This is a genomic window from Nitrospinaceae bacterium (genome assembly GCA_018669005.1).
Taxonomy (GTDB): Bacteria; UBA8248; UBA8248; order UBA8248; family UBA8248; genus UBA8248.
Map to the genome: position 1 here is coordinate 18656 of JABJAL010000074.1, position 20133 is coordinate 38788.

General features: G+C 53.0%; 17 protein-coding genes. 8 read left to right on the plus strand and 9 right to left on the minus strand.

Features of this window, described 5'->3' with window-relative positions:
- Positions 1–3: 3 nt before the first annotated feature.
- The 3 genes from pckA to HOJ95_11745 all read right to left on the minus strand — a co-directional run bounded on the left by pckA (position 4) and on the right by HOJ95_11745 (position 3325).
- Positions 4–1635: a phosphoenolpyruvate carboxykinase (ATP) gene (gene pckA / locus HOJ95_11735; GenBank protein MBT6395371.1), complete on the minus strand. Its 1632-nt coding sequence runs from the start codon at positions 1633–1635 to the stop codon at positions 4–6.
- A gap of 207 nt (positions 1636–1842) precedes the next feature.
- Entirely contained in the window at positions 1843–2226 is a 384-nt protein-coding gene (locus HOJ95_11740; protein ID MBT6395372.1) for a DUF2203 domain-containing protein, read from the minus strand.
- Between the two features lie 40 nt (positions 2227–2266).
- Entirely contained in the window at positions 2267–3325 is a 1059-nt protein-coding gene (locus tag HOJ95_11745) for a hypothetical protein (GenBank protein MBT6395373.1), read from the minus strand.
- Positions 3326–3567: 242 nt separating this feature from the next.
- Between HOJ95_11745 and HOJ95_11750 the strand changes: the two genes are divergently transcribed.
- The 3 genes from HOJ95_11750 (at position 3568) to HOJ95_11760 (ending at position 6233) form a co-directional block, all read left to right on the plus strand.
- The gene (locus HOJ95_11750) at positions 3568–4440 is read left to right on the plus strand and encodes an NAD(P)-dependent oxidoreductase (protein MBT6395374.1); all 873 of its coding nucleotides are present in this window, start codon (positions 3568–3570) and stop codon (positions 4438–4440) included.
- Positions 4441–4469: 29 nt separating this feature from the next.
- Positions 4470–5663: a hypothetical protein gene (locus HOJ95_11755; GenBank protein ID MBT6395375.1), complete on the plus strand. Its 1194-nt coding sequence runs from the start codon at positions 4470–4472 to the stop codon at positions 5661–5663.
- A 129-nt stretch (positions 5664–5792) separates the two neighbouring features.
- Complete coding sequence (locus HOJ95_11760; GenBank protein MBT6395376.1) at positions 5793–6233, plus strand: hypothetical protein; 441 nt, start codon at positions 5793–5795, stop codon at positions 6231–6233.
- Here the strand turns inward: HOJ95_11760 and HOJ95_11765 are convergent.
- The 5 genes from HOJ95_11765 to HOJ95_11785 form a co-directional block, all read right to left on the minus strand.
- Positions 6226–6858 (minus strand): isoprenylcysteine carboxylmethyltransferase family protein, encoded by a 633-nt coding sequence (locus HOJ95_11765; GenBank protein ID MBT6395377.1) that lies wholly within the window; start codon positions 6856–6858, stop codon positions 6226–6228. The genes HOJ95_11760 and HOJ95_11765 overlap by 8 nt on opposite strands.
- 89 nt (positions 6859–6947) lie before the next feature.
- The gene (locus HOJ95_11770; protein MBT6395378.1) at positions 6948–7793 is read right to left on the minus strand and encodes a polysaccharide deacetylase; all 846 of its coding nucleotides are present in this window, start codon (positions 7791–7793) and stop codon (positions 6948–6950) included.
- A gap of 31 nt (positions 7794–7824) precedes the next feature.
- Positions 7825–9054, minus strand: a complete 1230-nt coding sequence (locus HOJ95_11775; GenBank protein ID MBT6395379.1) for a Zn-dependent hydrolase — start codon at positions 9052–9054, stop codon at positions 7825–7827.
- A 55-nt stretch (positions 9055–9109) separates the two neighbouring features.
- Positions 9110–12379: a bifunctional [glutamate--ammonia ligase]-adenylyl-L-tyrosine phosphorylase/[glutamate--ammonia-ligase] adenylyltransferase gene (gene glnE / locus HOJ95_11780; GenBank protein ID MBT6395380.1), complete on the minus strand. Its 3270-nt coding sequence runs from the start codon at positions 12377–12379 to the stop codon at positions 9110–9112.
- 30 nt (positions 12380–12409) lie between these two features.
- Positions 12410–13624, minus strand: a complete 1215-nt coding sequence (locus tag HOJ95_11785; protein MBT6395381.1) for an MFS transporter — start codon at positions 13622–13624, stop codon at positions 12410–12412.
- A 285-nt stretch (positions 13625–13909) separates the two neighbouring features.
- On the opposite strand from HOJ95_11785, the gene HOJ95_11790 reads away from it, so the two are divergent.
- From HOJ95_11790 to HOJ95_11810, 5 genes are all read left to right on the plus strand, one after another.
- The gene (locus HOJ95_11790; protein MBT6395382.1) at positions 13910–14650 is read left to right on the plus strand and encodes a FadR family transcriptional regulator; all 741 of its coding nucleotides are present in this window, start codon (positions 13910–13912) and stop codon (positions 14648–14650) included.
- A gap of 216 nt (positions 14651–14866) precedes the next feature.
- Positions 14867–16054 carry a hypothetical protein gene (locus HOJ95_11795; GenBank protein ID MBT6395383.1) on the plus strand — a complete coding sequence of 396 codons (1188 nt, stop codon included), beginning with the start codon at positions 14867–14869 and terminating at the stop codon, positions 16052–16054.
- 14 nt (positions 16055–16068) lie between these two features.
- Positions 16069–17277 (plus strand): pyruvate ferredoxin oxidoreductase, encoded by a 1209-nt coding sequence (locus HOJ95_11800; GenBank protein MBT6395384.1) that lies wholly within the window; start codon positions 16069–16071, stop codon positions 17275–17277.
- Positions 17278–17280: 3 nt separating this feature from the next.
- Positions 17281–18312 carry a pyruvate synthase gene (locus tag HOJ95_11805; protein MBT6395385.1) on the plus strand — a complete coding sequence of 344 codons (1032 nt, stop codon included), beginning with the start codon at positions 17281–17283 and terminating at the stop codon, positions 18310–18312.
- A 112-nt stretch (positions 18313–18424) separates the two neighbouring features.
- The gene (locus HOJ95_11810) at positions 18425–19300 is read left to right on the plus strand and encodes an SUMF1/EgtB/PvdO family nonheme iron enzyme (protein ID MBT6395386.1); all 876 of its coding nucleotides are present in this window, start codon (positions 18425–18427) and stop codon (positions 19298–19300) included.
- 225 nt (positions 19301–19525) lie between these two features.
- Here HOJ95_11810 and HOJ95_11815 read toward each other — a convergent pair whose 3' ends face one another.
- Positions 19526–19678 carry a hypothetical protein gene (locus HOJ95_11815; GenBank protein ID MBT6395387.1) on the minus strand — a complete coding sequence of 51 codons (153 nt, stop codon included), beginning with the start codon at positions 19676–19678 and terminating at the stop codon, positions 19526–19528.
- Positions 19679–20133 lie beyond the last annotated feature (455 nt).

Sequence of the window (20133 nt, forward strand, 5' to 3'; positions counted from 1 at the left end):
GTGTTAATCCGCTTTTGGTCCTGCCGCTATAACTTGTTTTGAAACCTGATCCTCAAACTGGTGGAAATGTTCCTGGAAAAGGCCAGCCAACTCGCGGGATTTTTGGTCGTATTTCTTTTTGCTCTTCCAAGCATTCCAGGGGATAAGCGTTTTGGCCGGAATCCCCGGGCATGATTTCGGGATGCTGAGACCGAAGACAGAGTCCTTGATGGTCGGTGTTTTCGACAGTTTTCCGTCGATAGCTGCAGTGAGCAGGGCCCGTGTGTGATTAAGTGAAACCCTATCAGGATCCGTGGCAGGGTCGCCATTCAAACCCGTATTGATTAGCCAGACCTGCGCCTTATGTTTTTTAATCTTGTCGCGCAATAATTCTGCGTAGCGGTTTGGATGCCAGGCGAGGAAGGGGGCGCCAAAACAGGTGCTGAAAGTGGCTTCAGGATCAACAACCCCTGCTTCGGTTCCGGCAACCTTGGCCGTGTAGCCCGATAAGAAATGGTACATGGCCTGCTCGGGGCTGAGTTTGCTGATGGGCGGCAGTACACCAAAGGCATCGAATGTCAGGAAGAAAATATTTTTCGGATGCCCGCCCATTCCAGTGGTAATGCAATTGTCAATGAATTCAACAGGATAGGTTGCCCGTGTATTTTCGGTATAGCGAATGTCGGTGTAGTCGATTTCTCTCGTGTCAGCATCGACAAAAACATTTTCCAGCACCGAGCCAAAACGAATGGCGTCCCAAATCTGTGGTTCCTTCTCGCGGGTGAGGTCGATGGTTTTGGCGTAGCACCCGCCCTCGAAATTGAAGATTCCTTTGTCGGTCCAGCCATGTTCGTCATCACCGATGAGTCGGCGGTTGGGGTCGGCGGAAAGTGTGGTTTTGCCGGTACCCGATAGCCCGAAGAAAAGCGCTGTGTTGTCCTTCTCGTCAGCGTTCGCCGAGCAGTGCATGGGGAATACATTTTTTCCGGGAAGAAGGTAATTCATCAAAAAGAAAGCTGATTTCTTCATCTCGCCGGCATATTCTGAGCCGCCCACGAGGACGAGGCGTTTTTCGAAATTCACGAGAGTGAAGTTTTCTTTTCGAAGACCGTCCTTGGGCCCGTCGCCATGGAGGCGGCCGACGTCTATAACGGTGAACTGTGTTTTATGTTTTTTTAATTCATCGACCGTGGGTCGAACGAAAAGAGTTGTGCAGAAAAGAGAATGCCAAGCCTGCTCAGAAATCACTCTGACGGGAACCCGGTAACGGGGATCGCGACCAACAAAGCCATCGAAAATGAATAAGTCTTTCCGCTTAAGGTATTTTTTTACTTTTGCGAAAATCTTGTCCCAGTTTTTAGTCGAGATCTTCTGGTTGATTTCGCCCCACCAAATATCTTTGTTCGATGGACTCTGATCGACCGTGAATTTATCCTTCGGCGAGCGCCCCGAATATTTTCCAGTATGTACGACTAGGGCGCCGTTGGGGGCTAGATACCCTTCCTCTCTTGCGACCGATATTTCTGTCAATCTCGCAACAGGTAAGTTTCTGTGAACAGAACCGATGTTTGTTAGTCCGAGTTTTTCGAGACCATAGGTTTTGTTCTTTTTCGTTGAAGCGGCCGAGGTATTCGATTTGCTTCCTCGTGTAACCATTGCCATGAAAATTCCTCCTTGAGCGCCTCATAAAATATTTTTATGAATTGTGAAAAGGGCTCGCGGTTCCCTTTGGGCGGAAAAAAATGATGTGCCTGATGTGGTCTCTCTTAGCGAAAAATTGAGTGAATTAGGCGGCCAACTCAGCCGCAATATGCGCCGGCGATGGTGGAAGGTCAACCAAATAAGTCATTGAAAACGACGATTTCAGATAGGTTGTCTTCCCGCGAGTCCGGCATCGGTCTCGTGCCAATGGGAGATCGTTTCCTCGCTCATTTTCCAGCAAAGATAGACGATGCGCCCTTCTCGAATGAAGGGAAAATCCACTAGGCCCGAGGTGATATCTTTTACCTCGATGCTCATATTTTCGAAGTAGGTTAGCTGGCTTTTTAACTTTTTGGCCAGGCTCAAATATTTTCCGGCATCTGAGATAGTGGATCCGCCTTTGTCTATTTTCATTGCTAATTGGCGAACTTCTTTTTGGTAGGGGGCCAGATTTTGCCAGTTAACCTGCATGGCTATTAGGCGGTCTCGAAGCTCTGGGAGTAGCTCTCTGGCCTCATCAAGAGTAAAGGTCTTTGTTCTACTCATTCCGGTAACCTATTGTTAAAATTGATCGTAGTCTTCGACGTCAATTTTTATAAAATGGGAGGGTTGTAACCTCTCCGTTTAAAGATATATCTCCGTCGTGGACGCTTACCTGACACCCTGTGTCCATCGCCTTGCGATGTAATAAAGCAAAAGCGAGGGTTTGTCCCTCGGTAGGGCAATAGGCCGCTCGTGTCACGGAGCCCACCTCCTCGCCATTTGCCTCGACCCTCGCTCCCGTCGGGGGGATTTGTTCTCCAATGAGCCGGATTCCGCAGAGTCCTCGATTCACTTGGCCCAGATATTTAATCTTTGCGATGACTTCCTGTCCGATGTAGCAGCCTTTTTCAAAATCTATAGCTGTTGTCTCAAGACCCGCCTGCATGGGATTGATATTTGAATTCATATCGAGGCCAAACAAGGGGGTTCCAGCCTCGAGGGTGAGGGTTTCAAAGGCGGTTAGCCCGGCCGGGATGGCGCCTCCCTTTAAAAGGGCGTCCCAAAGGTTTTCTGATCTTTCAATAGGGATTGTGAGGAGATAACCCTCGTCCCCGGTCCAGGGCTCCCGGGCGATGGTTATTCCCTCGATGTCGATATGCCCGTGCTCGGGGAGTTCACCAGGGTCGAGACCTGCGCCTTTTAGTATTTTCTGAGATTCAGGCCCGAACAGGCCCAATGCTGCTTGTGAGATGCTGATATCCTCTACTTCGACTTGGTCCATGATGATGTACATATCAATTGCCTCAGAGAGTACAGCAGCCATCCCGGGCGCCAGAATGGCATCAAAGCTCTCAGGCTTCCGGTAAAGATATAAATCCGCCACGAACTTTCCCTGTCTGGTGAGGAAGGTTGAATAAACCCCTTCGCCGGGCAGGAGGTCTTCCGCCCGGTTGGATAGCATCCCATGGAGGAATTTGGGGGTGTCAGGGCCTGAAAATCGGAGTTTGCCCCGGTGGGACAAATCAATGACGGCAGCGCTTTCACGGCTAGCGAGATGCTCCGTAGCGGGGTTTCCGAAATTTGCGGGCACTTGCCAGCCTTCCGATAAAGTCAAAGTGGCACCAAGTGCCTGATGTTTCTTTATGAGAGGGGTATCTGGCATTTTATCTGTCCCATAAAACTTGAAAAAAGTTGTGGAATTCAACCGGAGGCGTTGGCAATTCTATTCCCTGAAGTTAGGGTTATGGCCTCACTCTTAATTGCGTCATTATTCTATTCGCTTCGGCCAGAGTGTGGTAGTGCTGAAAGCTCAAGAATTCGGAACGGAATGTCTGATGAAGGCGGGTTCGAGTTTGCTCGATGGTTGGCCCGTCGTTCATGTCACAAGACGAGGGGGAATTTTTCATGGGCGAGAAGCTTGGGTTTATTGGACTCGGAAAGATGGGTCTGCCACTTTCGAAAAGTCTCATGGCGGACGGCCATGAGGTAAGCGGATACGATATTGACCCTGCTCGGGGGCAAATGCTTGAAAAGGCGGGTGGCTTTTCGGCGGCCTCGGGCCGTGAGGTGGCCGAGCGCTCTGATATCGTTTTCACCATGCTTCTTAAACCCGAGCACATTGAAGAAAACACGCTTGGCCCCGCCGGTATTGTCTCTGCCGGAAATAAAGGGCTCATCCTCATTGAGATGAGTACGATGCATCCCGAGTGGTCGGCCGGGCTGGCCGAAAAACTTGCTGCACAAGGGGTGAAAATGGTGGATGCTCCCGTTTCAGGGACTGTTCCACATGTTGAGTCGCGAACGCTGGCCTATATGGTGGGCGGAAAAAAGGAGGTTTTCGAGCGAATCCTTCCGGTTATCGCGCCGCTGGGGAAGAGCGTTACTTATACAGGGAAGAACGGCTCGGCCTGTGCGATGAAACTTGTAACGAACTTGATAGTGAACGCAGGTGTGGCCTTACTCTCGGAGGGATTGTTGCTGGGCGAGCGCTCTGGTCTTTCTAAAGAATTGATGTTGGAGTGTCTCGGCTCTAACGCGGCGGCCAGCCATGTTCTTGATTTGAAGGGCGAAAAAATCCTTGATAGGGATTTCACGCCGCATGCCTCGGTGGGCATCTATGTCAAGGATCTGGGGCTTTGTGTCGATCTGGCCAAGGATCTGGGGTTTGATGTACCCATGACAGCCGCCGGGCTCGATATGTTCCAGCGTGCCGAGGCGGCGGGTTGGAAAGAGGATGACTGTGCACGCGTAATCGAAGTATATGAAGATAAGGACTAAATTATTTGACTCTAATCAGGAGATAAGCAATGACAGTAGGGGCAGTAGGTGATCCGGCTGAAGCCAAGAATTTTAAACTTTTAGGTCACGACCCTAGTGCGGCGTGGGGTGGGGGGAGCCTTGTCGAGGTTCACAAAGGGTTTGCTTATGTGGGCGCCGTAGGGACCTCGGGCTATGACGGCCCCGAAGGATTTACGATTCACAATGTCTCGGACCCCACGAAACCGAAAAAAGTAGGGGAGGTGAAGGCGGGTCCCGGAATCCATAACCACAAGCTGCGGGTTGTCGGTGATGATTTGCTCTACGTGAACAACGAGCAGCTTCATACGCCCGAAGGTAAGAGCGCCCGCGCAGGCATTCAGATCTTCAACATCAGCGATCCGGCGAATCCCAAGGAAGTGGGATTTTATGACATGCCCGGCACCGGGCCTCATCGCTTTGGAGTGGACAACGAGCGCCAACTGGCATTTTTCCCTAACGATGCGGTCGAGGGTTGGCGCGGCCGGGTGAATTGGACGGTGGACATTAGCGACCCGCTCAAGCCCGAACTACTCAGCCTTTGGGGTCTGCCAGAGCAGGACCTAGCGCTAAATCTCCCCTACGAAGAGCCCGAGACGATGGAGCGAAGAACACAATGCCATGGCCCGGCAATTATCCGCGATGACAGGATGTTCTGCGGCTTCTGGGGAGGTGGCATGGGCATCGCAGATTGCTCGGATATAAAAAACGTCAAGCACATCTCGGACCTTTGCTGGGCACCACCGTTTATCGGCTCGACGCACACGGTATGGCCCGTTGATGATCGGCCCTATGTCGTGGTGACCGACGAGGCGCGCGATCACACTGCCTATAGGGAAAGTCAGTTCATGTGGATCGTTGATATTCGAGATGAGACGAAACCCATTCCGATAGCGACCTACATGCCGGATCGGGAAAAGTATTTCGATCGAGGCCTGCGCTATGGCGCCCATAATATTCTCGAATACAAGCCAGGGAAGAATCCTTGGCCGAACATTATTTTCCTAACCTATTTCAATTCAGGGCTTCGCGCGGTGGACATATCGGATCCTTTCAATCCCACTGAAGTGGGCTGCTTTGTTCCCGAAATGAACTTCGGCAAGGGATGTTGCCAGTCTAATGACGTGGGTATGGACGAGGAAGGGCGTATGTACCTCATCGACAGAAACGGCGGCGGCATGCACATCGTCGAATATACGGGTTGATGAAGCTTGATCGTGTGAATTGAACATCTTGCAAAAAAAGGGGGCGCTATGTGGTGCCCCCTTTTTTTGCGTGTATAGGAACTTCATAGTATTGTTTCTATATCGCTCTCTAGATTGTGGAGGTAAAAAATGAAGCTCGATTTTATGCTGACGGTCGCGGTAGCGGGTTTTTTGGCGACTTATTGTCATATGGCTTTTGCCCTGACGGCGGATCGTGTTGGAATGGTGAAGCTTGATTTTGGCAAAGGGCTCTCGATGCTCCTGTTCGGGGAATCTTATGGTGGGAGCCCACCCTATGTTCTGGGGTTTATCGCTGTTCATCTGAATGGAATTGTTTTTGCTCTTTTCTATGCGACAGTGGTCGGTCCGATGATGTCGGGATCAAACGTTGTGCGCGGGCTGATTTTCGGTGGGATTCTGTTGATATTCTCTCAGTGCTTTTTCAATCCGTTTATCACAAAACACGGATTTTTTGCCATGAAGGCAAATCCCCGAGCCTGGCAGACAGCTGTTGTCGCTCATGCCATCTATGGCGTTATCCTGGGTTGGCTCTCGCCAATCGCTAGCTAGGGGGTGGATTTTCCACGGCTATGTCGCGAAGTTTTTTCGCCCGCCCGGAAATTCCAAATATGCCACCTATAAAGGATGGCACGGTTTCGCGGTAGCGCTCATATGAGGCTCCGTAGCGCTTGATCAGATCGCGTTCCTCAAAGCGGTTGCCGATGAGAATATAGATCGTCAGACATGCAGCGAAGGTGACGCTGTGGAACGTGTAGGTCTGCTGAGCCCAGATCCAGAGGAAGGCTGCAGTGTTCAGAGGATGCCTCACCCAAAGATAGAGCCCGCCCATCGCGAGTGGTTCGACCTGCTGCACCAAGGGGAAATCTTCGGGCTCGGTGGGGGCCAGATTCTTCGTTTCTCCCGAAAGCCACCTCCCAAATTGGGCGGTGCCGATAAATTCCCAAAAATTAATATCGCGAAAACAGACTGCGATCAACAAAACTGCCCCGCCTTTTGCGACTAGGGGCAGAATTCTCAATACACCGGTAAGCTCGATAAGATTGGCATCTCCTTTAAGGTCATGGGGCATGACCCATAGCCAGAGCAATATCGAAGTTGATGTCGCCGCGTAGAGCGGGCGGTAGAGCCCGGCCAAGAAGGCAGAGCCCATGAGCCGCTCGACTGCTCGCTTCACCCAACCTCGGCAAAAGAGGCTGTGCGCCAAGCCGAACGCGCTCCACCCGAGGCAGATAAAAAGAGAACTCCAAACAGAATCGGCCATATCTATTTTTTGGCGGCTTTCTTGGCGCCCTTGGGTGGCTTGACCTGTCCTGCCCATTCGCGGGCGACTTCGCCGGTCGTGGCGAACCAGCAATCGCCTTTGTCCATGATGTGCTTGACCAGCCGGTCCATCATCCTGATGCGGTGATGCTGTCCGATGGTCTGGGGGTGGCACATGAAGTTGATGTAGCCGCCCTCCTCATAGGTTCCCTCGAACTCCTCAACCCACATCGAATAGACCGATTCGGCGTCCTGAATACCATTGCCGAACGGTGGGCTGCCACTGAAGCCAAAGAAAATGAAGTCGTCGAGAGTCCACTTCGTTGGAAGCTCGACGAGGCCGTTCGGGTGATAGTAGGGCCAATCATCGTCCATTAGATTTGAGTGGTAGTGAAGTCCGTGTTTCTTGAGAAGATCCATAGTGTGCGCCCCGGGATCGCATGAGGGTGTTCGCGAGCCGGTGGGTTTCTTGCCGGTCATTCTCTCCAGAATATCCAGGGCGCGCTCAATAAGTTCCTCTTCTCTTACGACATCGGCCATTTGAAAGGGTTTTTCGTGAAGGTGGCCATGGTGGCCGATCTCATAGCCACCTTTCATGATGTTCTCCGTCATTTTCGGCCATTTTTCCGCCGTCCAGCTCGGGAGAAAGAAAGTCCCTGGGATGGAATATTTCTTCAATAGCTTGATGATCCGGGGTACGCCCACCTTGGGGCCGTAGGCGCCCATGGCATTGTGAATCGGCCTGTGACCTAGGTGCGGGTCCCGGGCTATCCATAGGGATTCGCCATCTACGTCGAAGGTGAGGCAGACGGCGCATTTTGCGCCATTTTTCCATTTGATTTTTGCCATTTTTGATCTCTCTTTCCGTGTGAATAAAAATTCAGGGTAGATTAGCCAGATGAATAAGGGTGCTCCCTAGAACCTCGCAACTTCGGGTGACGTCCTCCCAGTTTGTGAGTTCATCTTCGGCGTGGCTTTTTCCGTTCACGCTCGGGGCGAATATCATAGCCGTGGGGCATAGGTCTGCCGCATAGCGTGCATCATGTCCGGCGGCGCTCCAGAGGCGCATGTGGGTATATCCCAACTTTTCGCAGGCGTTCTCTATGGCTTCGGTGACGCTTTCATCGAATGCGATAGGTGTTGAGCTTCCCAGATCTTTGACTTCAAGTTCAAGGCCTTCTTGTTTAGCGGCGGACTCGGCCGCTTCCAAGACCGCATCATATGTCCGCTTGAGTATCGATTCATCTTGATGGCGAAAATCGACCGAGAATATCACCCGCTCGGGGATGACGTTGATCGCGTTTGGAGAAACGTTTATTTCGCCCACCGTCGTCACCAGATCGGGATCTATTTTCGAGGGAATATCCCTGATGGCTGTGATCGTTCTTGCCGCACCGACGAGAGCGTCTTTTCTCATGTGCATCGGGGTGGGGCCCGCATGATCACGGACACCTTTCATTGTGATGCGCAGCCAGGTGAGGCCGCGTATGCCTTCGACGATACCTATTTGAGTGCCTTCTGTGATGAGGGCAGGGCCCTGTTCGACATGGAGTTCCAGGTAGCCGCCAAATGGCCTTGGGCGGCAAGGAATCTCTCCTCGGTAGCTTATTCTTTCCAACTCATCGACAAACCGCTTTCCGTTTGAGTCCCTGACCTCGTAGGCGAAATCCCGCTTAAAAGCGCCGGCGAAAACACCGCTGCCGAGCATGGAGGGTGGAAATCGTGGGCCCTCCTCGTTCGTCCAGTTCACAATCTCAATAGGGCGCCTGGTGGCGAGGTCCTGCTCGTTCATGCTTCTGATAATTTCCAAGGCTGCCAGCACCCCGAGCGAGCCGTCGAAACGGCCTCCGTTAGGTACTGAATCGAGATGGCTTCCCGCCATGAGAGGCGGGGCGTCTTTGTCCTCACCTTCCCGCCGGGCGAACATGTTTCCCATCTCATCAATATTGATGGAAAGATCTGCTTCTCTTGCCCACCTGGAAAAAAGGTCTCTCGCCTCTCGGTCCTCGTCGCTCAAGGTGAGCCGATTGACGCCACCTCCCGGTGTGGCTCCGATTTTTGCCATTTCTTCCATCGATCTTTGAAGGCGCTTGCCGTTGATCTTCAACATGAAAACCTTTGAATGTGTTTTAAGCTTTTTATGCGATGAATAGATGGGATGATTGTTACTTTAATGGTCGCTTTTCGTCCACTCCTGACATGATTTTTCTGTAAATTTCTCTCACTTGATGTGTGTGTTTTTCATAATCCGATAGTAGTTTTGCGCGGCTGCTCCCGTCCTCGTCGTCCTCGTATCCTATGCGCCGAGCGAGAATTTCCATCTCCTCGGGGGATTTGGGAAGTGTGTGGAGCGATTGTGCATTTGCGATGCGCAGCCTGTTCTCCACGAGACGAAGAAATTGGTAGGACTCTGAGAGGGTGTTCTTTTCTGTTTCCGAAAGGAGACCGGCTTCATAGAAAGCCTGAATGGCACCAAATGAATCCGGGCGGCGAAGGGAGGGGTTGTCTTGGCCCTGAGTGATTTGGAGAAATTGAACGATGAAATCGATGTCGGCAATTCCTCCCATGCCAAGCTTGATGTCGACATTCCCCTCCGATTCGCGCGCCAGCTCACGCTCCATGCGGTGGCGCATATGGTCTACCTCGCCGGCGAAATCCTCTGGAAGGGGGCTTTCGTAAACGAATTTCGTTGAAAGCGCCATGAATTGTTCCCCGATATCTTTGGAGCCCGCGATATGGCGAGCTCGGCAAAGCGCTTGTTTTTCCCAACTCTCGGCGCGACCGTCGAAATAGGTTTTGAATTGTTCGATAGGTACGATGAGTCCGCCTTTTTGGCCCTCCGGGCGGAGCCGTAAATCGATTTCATAGGCGCGGTCTCCGGCCTCGGGAGCTGTGAGGCCGTCCCTCAGGGTGGTAGCTATTCTTAGATAATAATCGTGGGGTGAAAGGGTGCCTCGTGATGTTTTTTTCTCCTGCCCCTTGTTGGAGGGGTTCTCCGAGGTGGTGCCTGAGGCGCCGCTGTAGGCAAAAATCAGGTCCAGGTCGGAGCCGAAATTCATTTCGCAGCTACCAAGTTTACCTAGTCCAATTATCGCGAACCCGGTTGTTTCTTTGTCCGCTCCAGGCTTGTCATGGAGCGCGCGCATTTCCTCCTCGGCGATTGAGAGCCCAATTTTTACTACCACATCCGCTAGATTCGTCAGATCGGTTAGCGTCTCGATAATGTCCGATTCCCCTAGAATGCTTCGCATGCCGATAATGAATTCCTCACCTCGCTTTGCGGATGCGAGTGCGCCAAAACGTTTTGCCATCGAGGATATGTTCTGTGTGGCCAAATGAATGTCCGAATGAAGCGATTCACGGTTTTTCGATTCAGTTAAAACGCCAGCCTGAATAATGGTGTCGAAAACTGCGGGTTGCTGAATTAAGATGTCGGACAAATAGTCGCTTGAGCCGAAAAGCTTTAGTAGCGCTTCGAACATGCGGTCGGATTCACCCAGGAGGGTAAAGACAGCCTCTCTCCCTCCGCCTTTTTCAACAAAGCGGCACAAATTGGCCACCGCCTTGTCTGGGTCGGGAAGAGCCAGCGTGAGGTAGAGGATGCGGGGAAGCAGTTCATCGAAAGAGCGCTTTGCCCGTGCGCTGATATGCTGAAAGGGCTCGCCGTTCCGAAGTAGTCTGAGGCGTCCGCTAGCCGAATCAGGGTCCGCGAAATTGTATGGCGCCAGATCCGAGGGAGATAGTGAATCTTCCAGGGTTTCGGCGCTTGCTGGCGCGGCAGGTGTCGGTTTTTTGGGTTCTGTTTTTTGTTGAGAGTCTTCGCGTCGAAATAGATTTTCAAAAACTTTGCCGACATGGTCTTGGTGTTTTCTTAGTTCTTCCTCGAACGCATTTTTTTCGCTTTCGTGGCCGTCAACCCGAAATCCCATTTTTCGGGCTAAAACGGTTAGGCCATGCGCATCGGCGGGTAGCTCGTGGGTTTGCAAGCCGTGAATTATCTGAACGCGGTGCTCAATGTCTCGGAGAAAAATATATGCCATGGCCAGCCCCTCGCAATCATCGATGGGCAGCAATCCGAGTTGCTTGATGACGGAAAGAGCGTGGAGTGAATTCGCCTCCCGGAGGAGGCTCTCCTTTCCCCCGTATATCAACTGGAAAGATTGAATGATGAATTCGATTTCGCGGATGCCGCCCTCGCCAAGCTTAATGTTCAGGTGCTCTCGTCCGCTCTCGGCCAGTTTGCTGTTGATCCTGTCCTTGATCCTGGCGATTTCATCGAGAGCGCTCACGTCCATAGTTTGCCTGTAAATAAATGGACGAATCATTTGATGGAAGGCCTGACCCAATTGCTCAGAGCCCGCGCAAAGACGTGCCTTGATCATGGCCTGCCTCTCCCATGTTTCTCCCCACGATTCGTAGTAGACCTCGCAGCTTCGAAGGGAATAGGACAGGGCACCCTGGGCGCCTTCAGGTCTCAGGCGCATATCGACTCTGAATATGTGTCCTTCCTCGGTATTCTCGGCCATCAATTGAATGACTCTCTGCGCAAGGCGAACACTGAAGTCATGATTGCTTATCTGGCCTTTTCTTTTCCCTGTATACGGATCGCGGACACCGGTCGTGCCTCCTTCATCCGATGAGTAAATGAAAAGCAGGTCTATGTCCGAGCTAAAGTTGAGTTCCTGTCCCCCAAGTTTCCCCATTCCGATCACAGCGAATTCGCAGGCAAGACGCCCACCGTCAGGTGCGCGCCAGCGGGGTTTCCCGTAGAGGGTGTGGAGCTCGCCCTGGGATATACGTAGGGCGGCCTCCAGCGTAATGTCCGCAAGATTTGAAAGAGCCTGCGTTGTTTCCGCCATCGAGGCCCACCTAAGAAGATCGCGCACACCGATGCGGAGGTATTCACGCTGGCGAAATTTTCGCATCGCGTTGGCCGGGCCGTTGGGTTCATCCTCGGCGGCTCGGACCCAGCGCCAAAGCTCTGAGAACATCTTCTGTTTCGTTCTCTCTCCGCGCAGCGTGGAAGGCCGGAGAATCCAGTCCAAAAATTCCGGGTGGCGCAGTAGGGTGTCGGAGAGAAACTGACTTCCCCCCGCAAGGGTCAATACGACGGCACGTCGCTCACCTGAGCGCCGGAGGGTGTTGAGTAACGCGTCGGGATTTTCCCTCGATTCAAGTATGCGCTCAAGATTGGTCAGCGCTTGCTCGGGTTCGAATGTTTCGCCAATCGATTCGAGGAATTGGAGTAAAAACTTCGTGTCATCTCTGGGGAAGGACGGGTGAAGGGCCAGCGTTTGAAGGCCTCTGGCGGCGCGCTCTTGATTGTTGAAGCCAATGGATGTGAGTAGCTCGGCTGTGGCGCGTGAGGGCATGCCACCCGAGAGAAGGCGTTCGATTTGATCGAAACCGGGGTGATCTTGAATCGGGGTACTCACAAGCGCGTGCTCCCGGTGGCATAGAGGGGTCTAAGCGGAGGACTCTCCCTCGATGGCAGCAGTGGTATCTTCCCCCACTTTTTGAGTGAATTGCGGGAGAAAAGCAAAGAGCGGAAGAATGGCCAGCGTCAGACTTCCAAAAAACCATATTGCCATGTCTACGCCATAGATGTCCGACAACATGCCTGCGATAAGAGGACCCACTCCTGAAAAACACTGGTTAGTTGTGAAGAGCAGGCCCACGGTACTCCCCTTTAGGTGTGGGGGTGCCACGTCAAGGGCATGTGCGAAAATCACGGGCCGCAATGAGCGTAGAAATATTCCGATAGTTATCAGAGGAATGAGTACATACGGCCCCGCTGCCAGGCTGGGGATGGCCAGCATGGATACGCCGCCAATAATGAGGCCGGATATGAGAACGAATTTGCGTGAAATCCTGTCCGAAACATAGCCTACGAACGTTTCGGGGATGATGGCGGACGCTGCGTACAGACTCAGGCAGATGCCCACCCACTCTGGGCTGGCCGCGTACTTGGATACCAATAGGATAGGCAGGAAAGTGATGAGGCCGTGGTGTCCCACCGTGAGAGAGCCCGCGATGAGAGCAGTTGCGCCGAGGAGGGGATTCGTAAAAAGGGGCTGGATAAAACTTGTGGAAGTTGAAGCAGTTTCCTTCGATTTCGATTTGTTCAGGTTGAATGGCGAGAGAAAAATGGCGAGTAAGAACGCGGCGAGTAGAACCGGGAGCATGTTAACGGCAAATGTTCCGCGCCATGACATCGAAAGAAGAATATACCCAGCCGCTAGGGGAGCAAGAGTTTGTCCGATATTGGCGCCCGTGCCATGAAAACCCAGGGCGAATCCTCGTCTATCAGAAAACAAATTGCCGAGAAGGCCCATTGAGGGGGGATGCCATAAGTGTGATATCAGGCCGCTAAGCCAAAAGAGTGGGAGAAGGGTAAGGAATCCCGTCGTCAGACTCATTGCGCCATAAACTATCGCAATCCCTGCTAGGGAGACGACAAGTAACCATTTGCCGCCCCCAAGGCGATCTGTCACGTAGCCGGTACCTGCGCTCGACAGGGCGCTGAAGACGGAGCGTCCGGCGAACAAGAGCCCAACCTGGGTGAGAGAGATGTTCAGATCGGCTACTAAAAAGGGCAATACAGGTCCCATGACCCCCAAATACCAGTGCTCGGCTGAATGGCCAATCGTCAGGAGGGCAAGAGTAAGTTTGCGATTCAAGGAAGAGCTCCAATAAAAATATTTTATTTTCTTTCGATTGCGATTATAACATGGAGAGCAATAGGGGCGGAAGTGACATAATTTATGGCATATATGTTATTTTGTAACAATTGGATACATGGATAATATGAAGTAAATTATATCTTTCATGGCATTTGAGAATAAATGGTGTTTTTTGGTGAATATAGTTGACTGAACCTTGTGTGGTTGTTAAATTTACCCAACTGGTAGGATGACTCCATATCTTGATAACCGGATAAGTGCTCTCGCCTCGGAGATGTGTACTTGGCAATTCAGCCCCAACTTCAGGCTGTTCGCAGAATTAGGGTTTATGAGGAAATCGTATCTCAGATTACCTCGCTGATTCTCAATGGAGAACTCAAGCTTGGCGACAAGTTGCCCTCCGAGCGAGAACTCGGTGAGCGTTTCGGTGTGGGGCGAAATTCGGTTCGCGAGGCAACTCGCGCCCTGGAGTCGGCAAATCTCGTTGAAACACGCCAGGGGGAAGGCACTTTTATAGTTGCCACCCCTGAGTCTCTGGTTCCAGTGCTCTCAGCTCGAATTTCGGGGGAAGATAGCGGCATCCATCTTCTTTTCGAGGCGCGCCGGGTACTTGAGCCCCAGATTGCCGCTCTTGCTGCCGAACGGGCTAATGAAGATGAGCTCAAGGCGCTCGATTTGATTCTTACTCGCCAGCGCAAGGAAGTTGAATCTGGCGCCAGCGGCATCGAGGAGGACACGCAGTTTCACATGGCTCTGGCCAAGGCCGCTAAAAATGAATTTCTTGAATCGCTAGTGCGAACATTGCTCTCCTCGCTTCGTGATCTTCGAGAACGCTCGGTTCGCGATATGAGTGGCCGGATACGTTCTTTAGAGACGCATTTGAAAATTTTTAATGCCATCAAGGCTAAGAATGAAAATGACGCCGTCACCTCGATGATTAGCCATCTCATCGAAATTGAGGGCGGAGAAGTCGGCGCCCAGGATTCATTAGAGGAGGATGAAGAATTTCCCCCAGAATCCTAAGGCGGGGTGAATTAAAAGTTGGACATAGATGGATTTGTAGGCGTTTGAATTGCTCTTGGCCGAAAGGGGGGCCGGGCGTTTAGTTTTCATGAACATTTTTATAGGAGGAGGTTATCGGGGGAGAGAAAATATTCAGGATTTTTTTCGATCCATTCACTGGCAGTTTTTTGAAATCGTGAACATGGCGAATTCAAATAGGGAAGGGAGGTACAAGTTGTGAGTATTGTCTCATATGAAGTTATCTACCGAGGGATTTTTCAGCGGCTCCTCGCCAATAAGATTTCCAGGACGTTTGTCCTCGCCGCGGTGAAGGACAGCAAACAGGGAATTTCGTTTGGGCGCTACAGTGACTCGCCCGAGCGTAACGGCATACCCTGCAAGCTGTTCGGCTACATCGCCGACACCAAAGAGGAGCTTGAGGAGATTGCGGCTCAGTACGAGCCCAAGCAGGTGGACGTATCCATCTGTGTGGACGACACCCTGACCAAGGGGATCGAGTCCTGGGGTTGGTATGGTCTCCAGCCGCTCAACGCGGTGACGAAGCCGGGCGGAACGCTCATCATCACGTCAAACAATTCTTCCGATGAGCTTGTTAAGCATATGCATCGGAGGGACACCCCCTTCAACCTGTCCATTATTAAAAGCGAGCCCAGCTTTGCGGGCCTGTTTGTTTACAAGGATGACGGGACCGACGCTCGCTGCCTCGGCACAGCCCTCAAGGCTTGCCCCGAGATTTGCTCGATGGCCTCGCTTGAGGCTGCCATCCGCGAGAACGTTGGTGGCGATGAGCATGTTGAGACCGCTCGCGCAAGCTACGAGGATGCACGCTCTGATGAGATTAAGGCGGGCGAGGGCAACACGGAAACTCCATTCACATTCGAGCTCCTGGGTTGGAAGGACATGCGCCTGGGCGTGGTGATTGACTCCGTTGGCGGCCACAACAAGTATGGCGACTCGGACGGTGGTTACGTGCCGGGCCGTAATGAGTACTTTAAAAAGTGGTCTACGCGCTCGATGCGCCCTGTGCTGAACTTTGACAAATGCACAAAATGCACCCTGTGCTGGGTTGCCTGCCCGGATTCGGTCTTCGACGTGACGCCGGACGGATTTTTCGACCCGAACATGGAAGCGTGTTGCGGTTGCGGCGTCTGCGAGGCGATTTGCCCTGTTGCCGACTGCATCAACATGGTCAACGAAGTGGTGTTCGAGGAACGCGACAGCCAGTACATGATGTGGAAAGACGACAAGCCCGCATTCGAGAAATATGTGGCGAACGCCAGCTCGAAGGGCAAGGTTGAAAACCGGCATCCGATTACGGGCCTCGCCGGCGCTTTCTCAGGTCTCGGGCTCGAGAGCGGGCACAACGACTCTAACTTCAAGACCAAATCCCTCAAGGATCTCTAATAGGAGTTGATAAGATGGCAACAGCCGTAGACAAGGGCGCGGGAGTCGAGCTTCTTACGGGAAGCGAGGTGATGGCCCACATCTGCCGTCTGGCCGATGTGGATGTCCTCACCGCCTACCCGATTCGCCCCTATGACACAGTAATGCAGTTCGTCTCGCGCATGATCGCCAATGGCGAGTTTGACGCAGACTATATTCCGGCCGAGAGCGAACACGGCCAATTTGAAGTCGTGAAGCACGCCTCGGCTTGCGGTGCGCGCGTGTTCACCGGATCGAGCGGCGTGGGCTGGCTCTATGCGATGGAGCCTCTTGCCGTGACCGCTGGCCTCCGTCTTCCGATGGTGGCACTGGTCGGCTGCCGTGCGCTGGACGATCCCGGCGCATTCGGCACCGAGCACAACGACGCGCTTTTGGTGCGTGACCTGGGCTGGATGATTAATTTCCCGGACACGCCGCAGGAGTCGGTCGAGATGGGTCTCATGGCCTATCGCGTCGCCGAGGACCCGAGGGTGTTTCTGCCTTGTGCAATCGCGATGGACGGTGCCTTCCTGACCCACAGCCAGGCCACGGTCACCGTGCCGAGCCAGGAGCAGGTCAACGAGTTCCTGCCACCCTACGACAGGGGCGATCTCCTTCTCCATCCGGACAACCCCATTACCATCGCCCCTCAGGCGAACGAAGATTGGTTGATGGAAGTGCGTCGCCAGAGCAGCGAGGCTTCAAAGAACGCCTACACGGTGCTCAAAGAGGTTCACAAGGACTACTGCCGTATCTTCGGAGCCGATGTCGATCCCTTCCTCGAGGAGTACATGACGGATGATGCTGATGTCGTTCTCGTTGGCATGGGGACGATGAGCCTGCCGGTGAAGGTGGCCATCCGTGAAATGCGCAAGGACGGCATCAAAGTGGGAATGGTTCGCCTCAAGTGGGTGCGCCCGTTCCCGACAAACGAGCTTCGGGACTCGCTCTCACGCTTCAAGGCTGTGGGGGTTATCGATCGCGACTACTCCTTTGGCTCGCCGCATGATGGCGGTATTTTGTTCAACGAAGTGAAGGCGGCGCTCTATGGCGCCGACAATCAGCCGTTCATGAAGGGATTTGTCTGCGGCCTCGGCGGCAGGGAAGTTCTTCTTGAGGACGTCAGGAGCATGACCGATCAGGTCCTCGCGACGATTAAGAGCGGAAAACCCGATAACGAAGTTACCTGGATGGGGGTGCGATAAACCATGGCTGAATCCGTTTACCATATCGGAACACAGGATCTTCCGCTGACACAGCGGGTAAACCAGATTCCGGAGAAGGCAGTTGAAGAGTATTACACCAGCGGACACAGGACCTGTCAGGGTTGCGAGAGCGCCCTCATCATGCGCCTCATGGCGAAGGCGGCCGGTCCCCGCAGCATCATTCTCGGCAGCACGGGCTGCATGTACGTGGCCAACACCACCTACTACAGCACGCCATGGGTTGTTCCATGGATGCACACCCAGCTCGGCTCCGCGGGCTCGGCGGCTACCGGTACCGCAGCCGCTCTACGCGCCCTGATGCGCAAGGGCAAGATGAAAGAAGAGCCCATCAACGTCATCGCGTTTTGCGGCGATGGTGGTGGTGTTGACATGGGCGTCTCGTCCATCTCGGCTGCGCTCATGCACGAGCACTACAATATTCTGATCATTTGCTACGACAACGAGTCGTATGCGAACACAGATATTCAGATCTCCGGCTCCTCGCCCTGGGGCGCGAACACTACGTTCACTCCGCCGGGCAAAAAGATCCGGATTATGTACAAGAACTGGAAGAAGAACATCGCGGCGCTTTACGCCGTTGGCCACACCCGCTGCAACTATGTGGCGACTGCCGACGCGTCGTATCCGGCCGACATGATCGACAAGGTCAGAAAAGGTCTTAAAGAGCCGGGCCCCTCGTTCATTCACACCTTCGACCCGTGCCCGAAGGGCTGGGACTTCGATCCCTTCTATTCGCACAAGCTGGGCGAGCTGGCTGTTGAAAGTGGCCTCTTCCCGCTCTGGGAGATGACGAACGGTGAGTTGGTCTACACGGGCGTTTCGGCTCGCCACGTCTACGGTGGCCGCAAACGTAAGTCGGTTCGCGAGTATCTCGAGGCGCAGGGTCGTTTCCACCATTGGATCGAGGAAGACTATACCTACTTCGAGGGCGAGATAGAGAAGATGTGGACCGAATGGTCGATGCCAGGCGTGATTCCCTTCAAGATGGGTGAAGACCCCTCGAAGAAGAAGTAGTAGCTCGAATACACGGAGGGAACACTTTGTTTCCTTAGTGGCGAATCCGGACGGGGCCCGACAGCGGGCCCCGTCCTTTTTCGTCGCCGCCGGTTTTGAATTGGAGACTTTGATGAGAGAGCAAATCCGGGAGCGGGAGAGCCGGGATGGTTCAACGATGGTTTATGTGCCCACCGGCCCGTTCTTGATGGGTTCCGATCTGGGTGATCATGATGAGCAACCCGAGCGCGAGGTTAATCTCTCGGGTTATTGGATCGATAAATATCAGGTGACTAACGAGCTGTATCGCCGCTTTCTGGAGGAGACGAAAGCTTTTGATGCCCCGCCTTCGTTTTCTAAAGATGATTTCGTTGGACCCAGGCAGCCGGTTGTCAGCGTCTCGTGGAATGAGGCCGAAACCTACTGCAAGTCGATTGGCAAGCGTCTTGCCTCTGAGGCGGAATGGGAAAAAGCGGCGCGTGGCGGCGACGGGAGAAAATACCCGTGGGGCAATGATGAGCCGACGCACGCACACGCCCAGTATGAGGGGAGCGAGGTCAAGTGCCCCCTGCCCGTGGACGCTTTATCGGACAATGCCTCTCCCTATGGTTGTGTCCAGATGGCTGGTAACTCCTATGAGTGGGTGAACGATTGGTTCGATGCTTTTTATTATCGGAATGGGCCGAACGAGAATCCTCTGGGGCCCGAGTCGCCTGTTTATGAAGTGGCGATGGCCCGAATTTCTGTTTATGCCGTTCCTGGCGGAGGAAGTTTGACGCTGGGCGAGGTTAAGCGGGGCGATAGGTTCGAGATTTTGGGCCGGGAGAAGGACGTATATAAAATACGCTACGGTGATTCTGAAGGGTGGCTGCCGCGCAAGGGTGGATATACCTGGACGGCAAGATCCGCTCGCGGTTGTGGATGGGATTATATCGAGGATGGTTTGAGGTGCTCGGCGAGAGAGGGTTTTGAGCCCTGGTACAAGAATATGAACCTGGGTTTCCGCTGAGTGGAGAACGAATAGGCTCCGGGGGCCCCAGAGCGAGAAAAATATTTTTGAAGAATGATTTTTAAGTTCAAGAAAAATGATACGGGCGAGGGCAGATTGCTCTTGCCCGTATTTTCATAGGCCTCAGCAGTCGGCAGGCTAAAACGTCAGGCGCCGCTTGCCGCCCTTGGCTTTCACGGCTTTGGCAAAATCGTTCATGTTCTTGATGCCTGATTTTTTGTTCACTCAAAGGAGGAAGGTGTCCATCGCGAGGCGATAGACGGGGGTGAAGTTCTTATAGCTAACGGGAAGTTTCCGCAGGGCAGGGGTGGTGAAAAAGCTGTTCAACGTCACCAGGATGACGTGCAGATTTCCTTTTTTCGATTTGAGGTAGAGCATCGCCTCGGCGCCGGAGCCGCCTTTTTTATTGATAGGGACAAGGGGTTGGGCGACCAGTTGTTTTGTGTCACGATTTTTTGCATAAGACGCGTGATGCAGTCTGCGCCTCCGCCCTTGCCGGCCATGATGACGAATTCAATCGGGCGGGAGGGCTTCCAGGCCTGAGCGCTGGGAAGGCACCAGGCGCTTGCCACAAGGAGTACGAAAGCGGCAATACCGAAACGAGTAAAATGATGTTTCAGATTTTGCGAGTTCTTTTCATTCCTCCTGTTGAATAAGGGTCGCAGCGCAAAACGAGCGCCTAGATGCCCAAGCGGGTGAGATATCTCGTATCTGCTAACAGGCAGTCACCCAGGAGCCGGAATATGGCTATGTGGGCTTGCCTTGAAGAATTCGTATAGGCTGAATATTTGTATTTTATGACATTCTATTAATAAAAGAAAAAAGTATAAAAA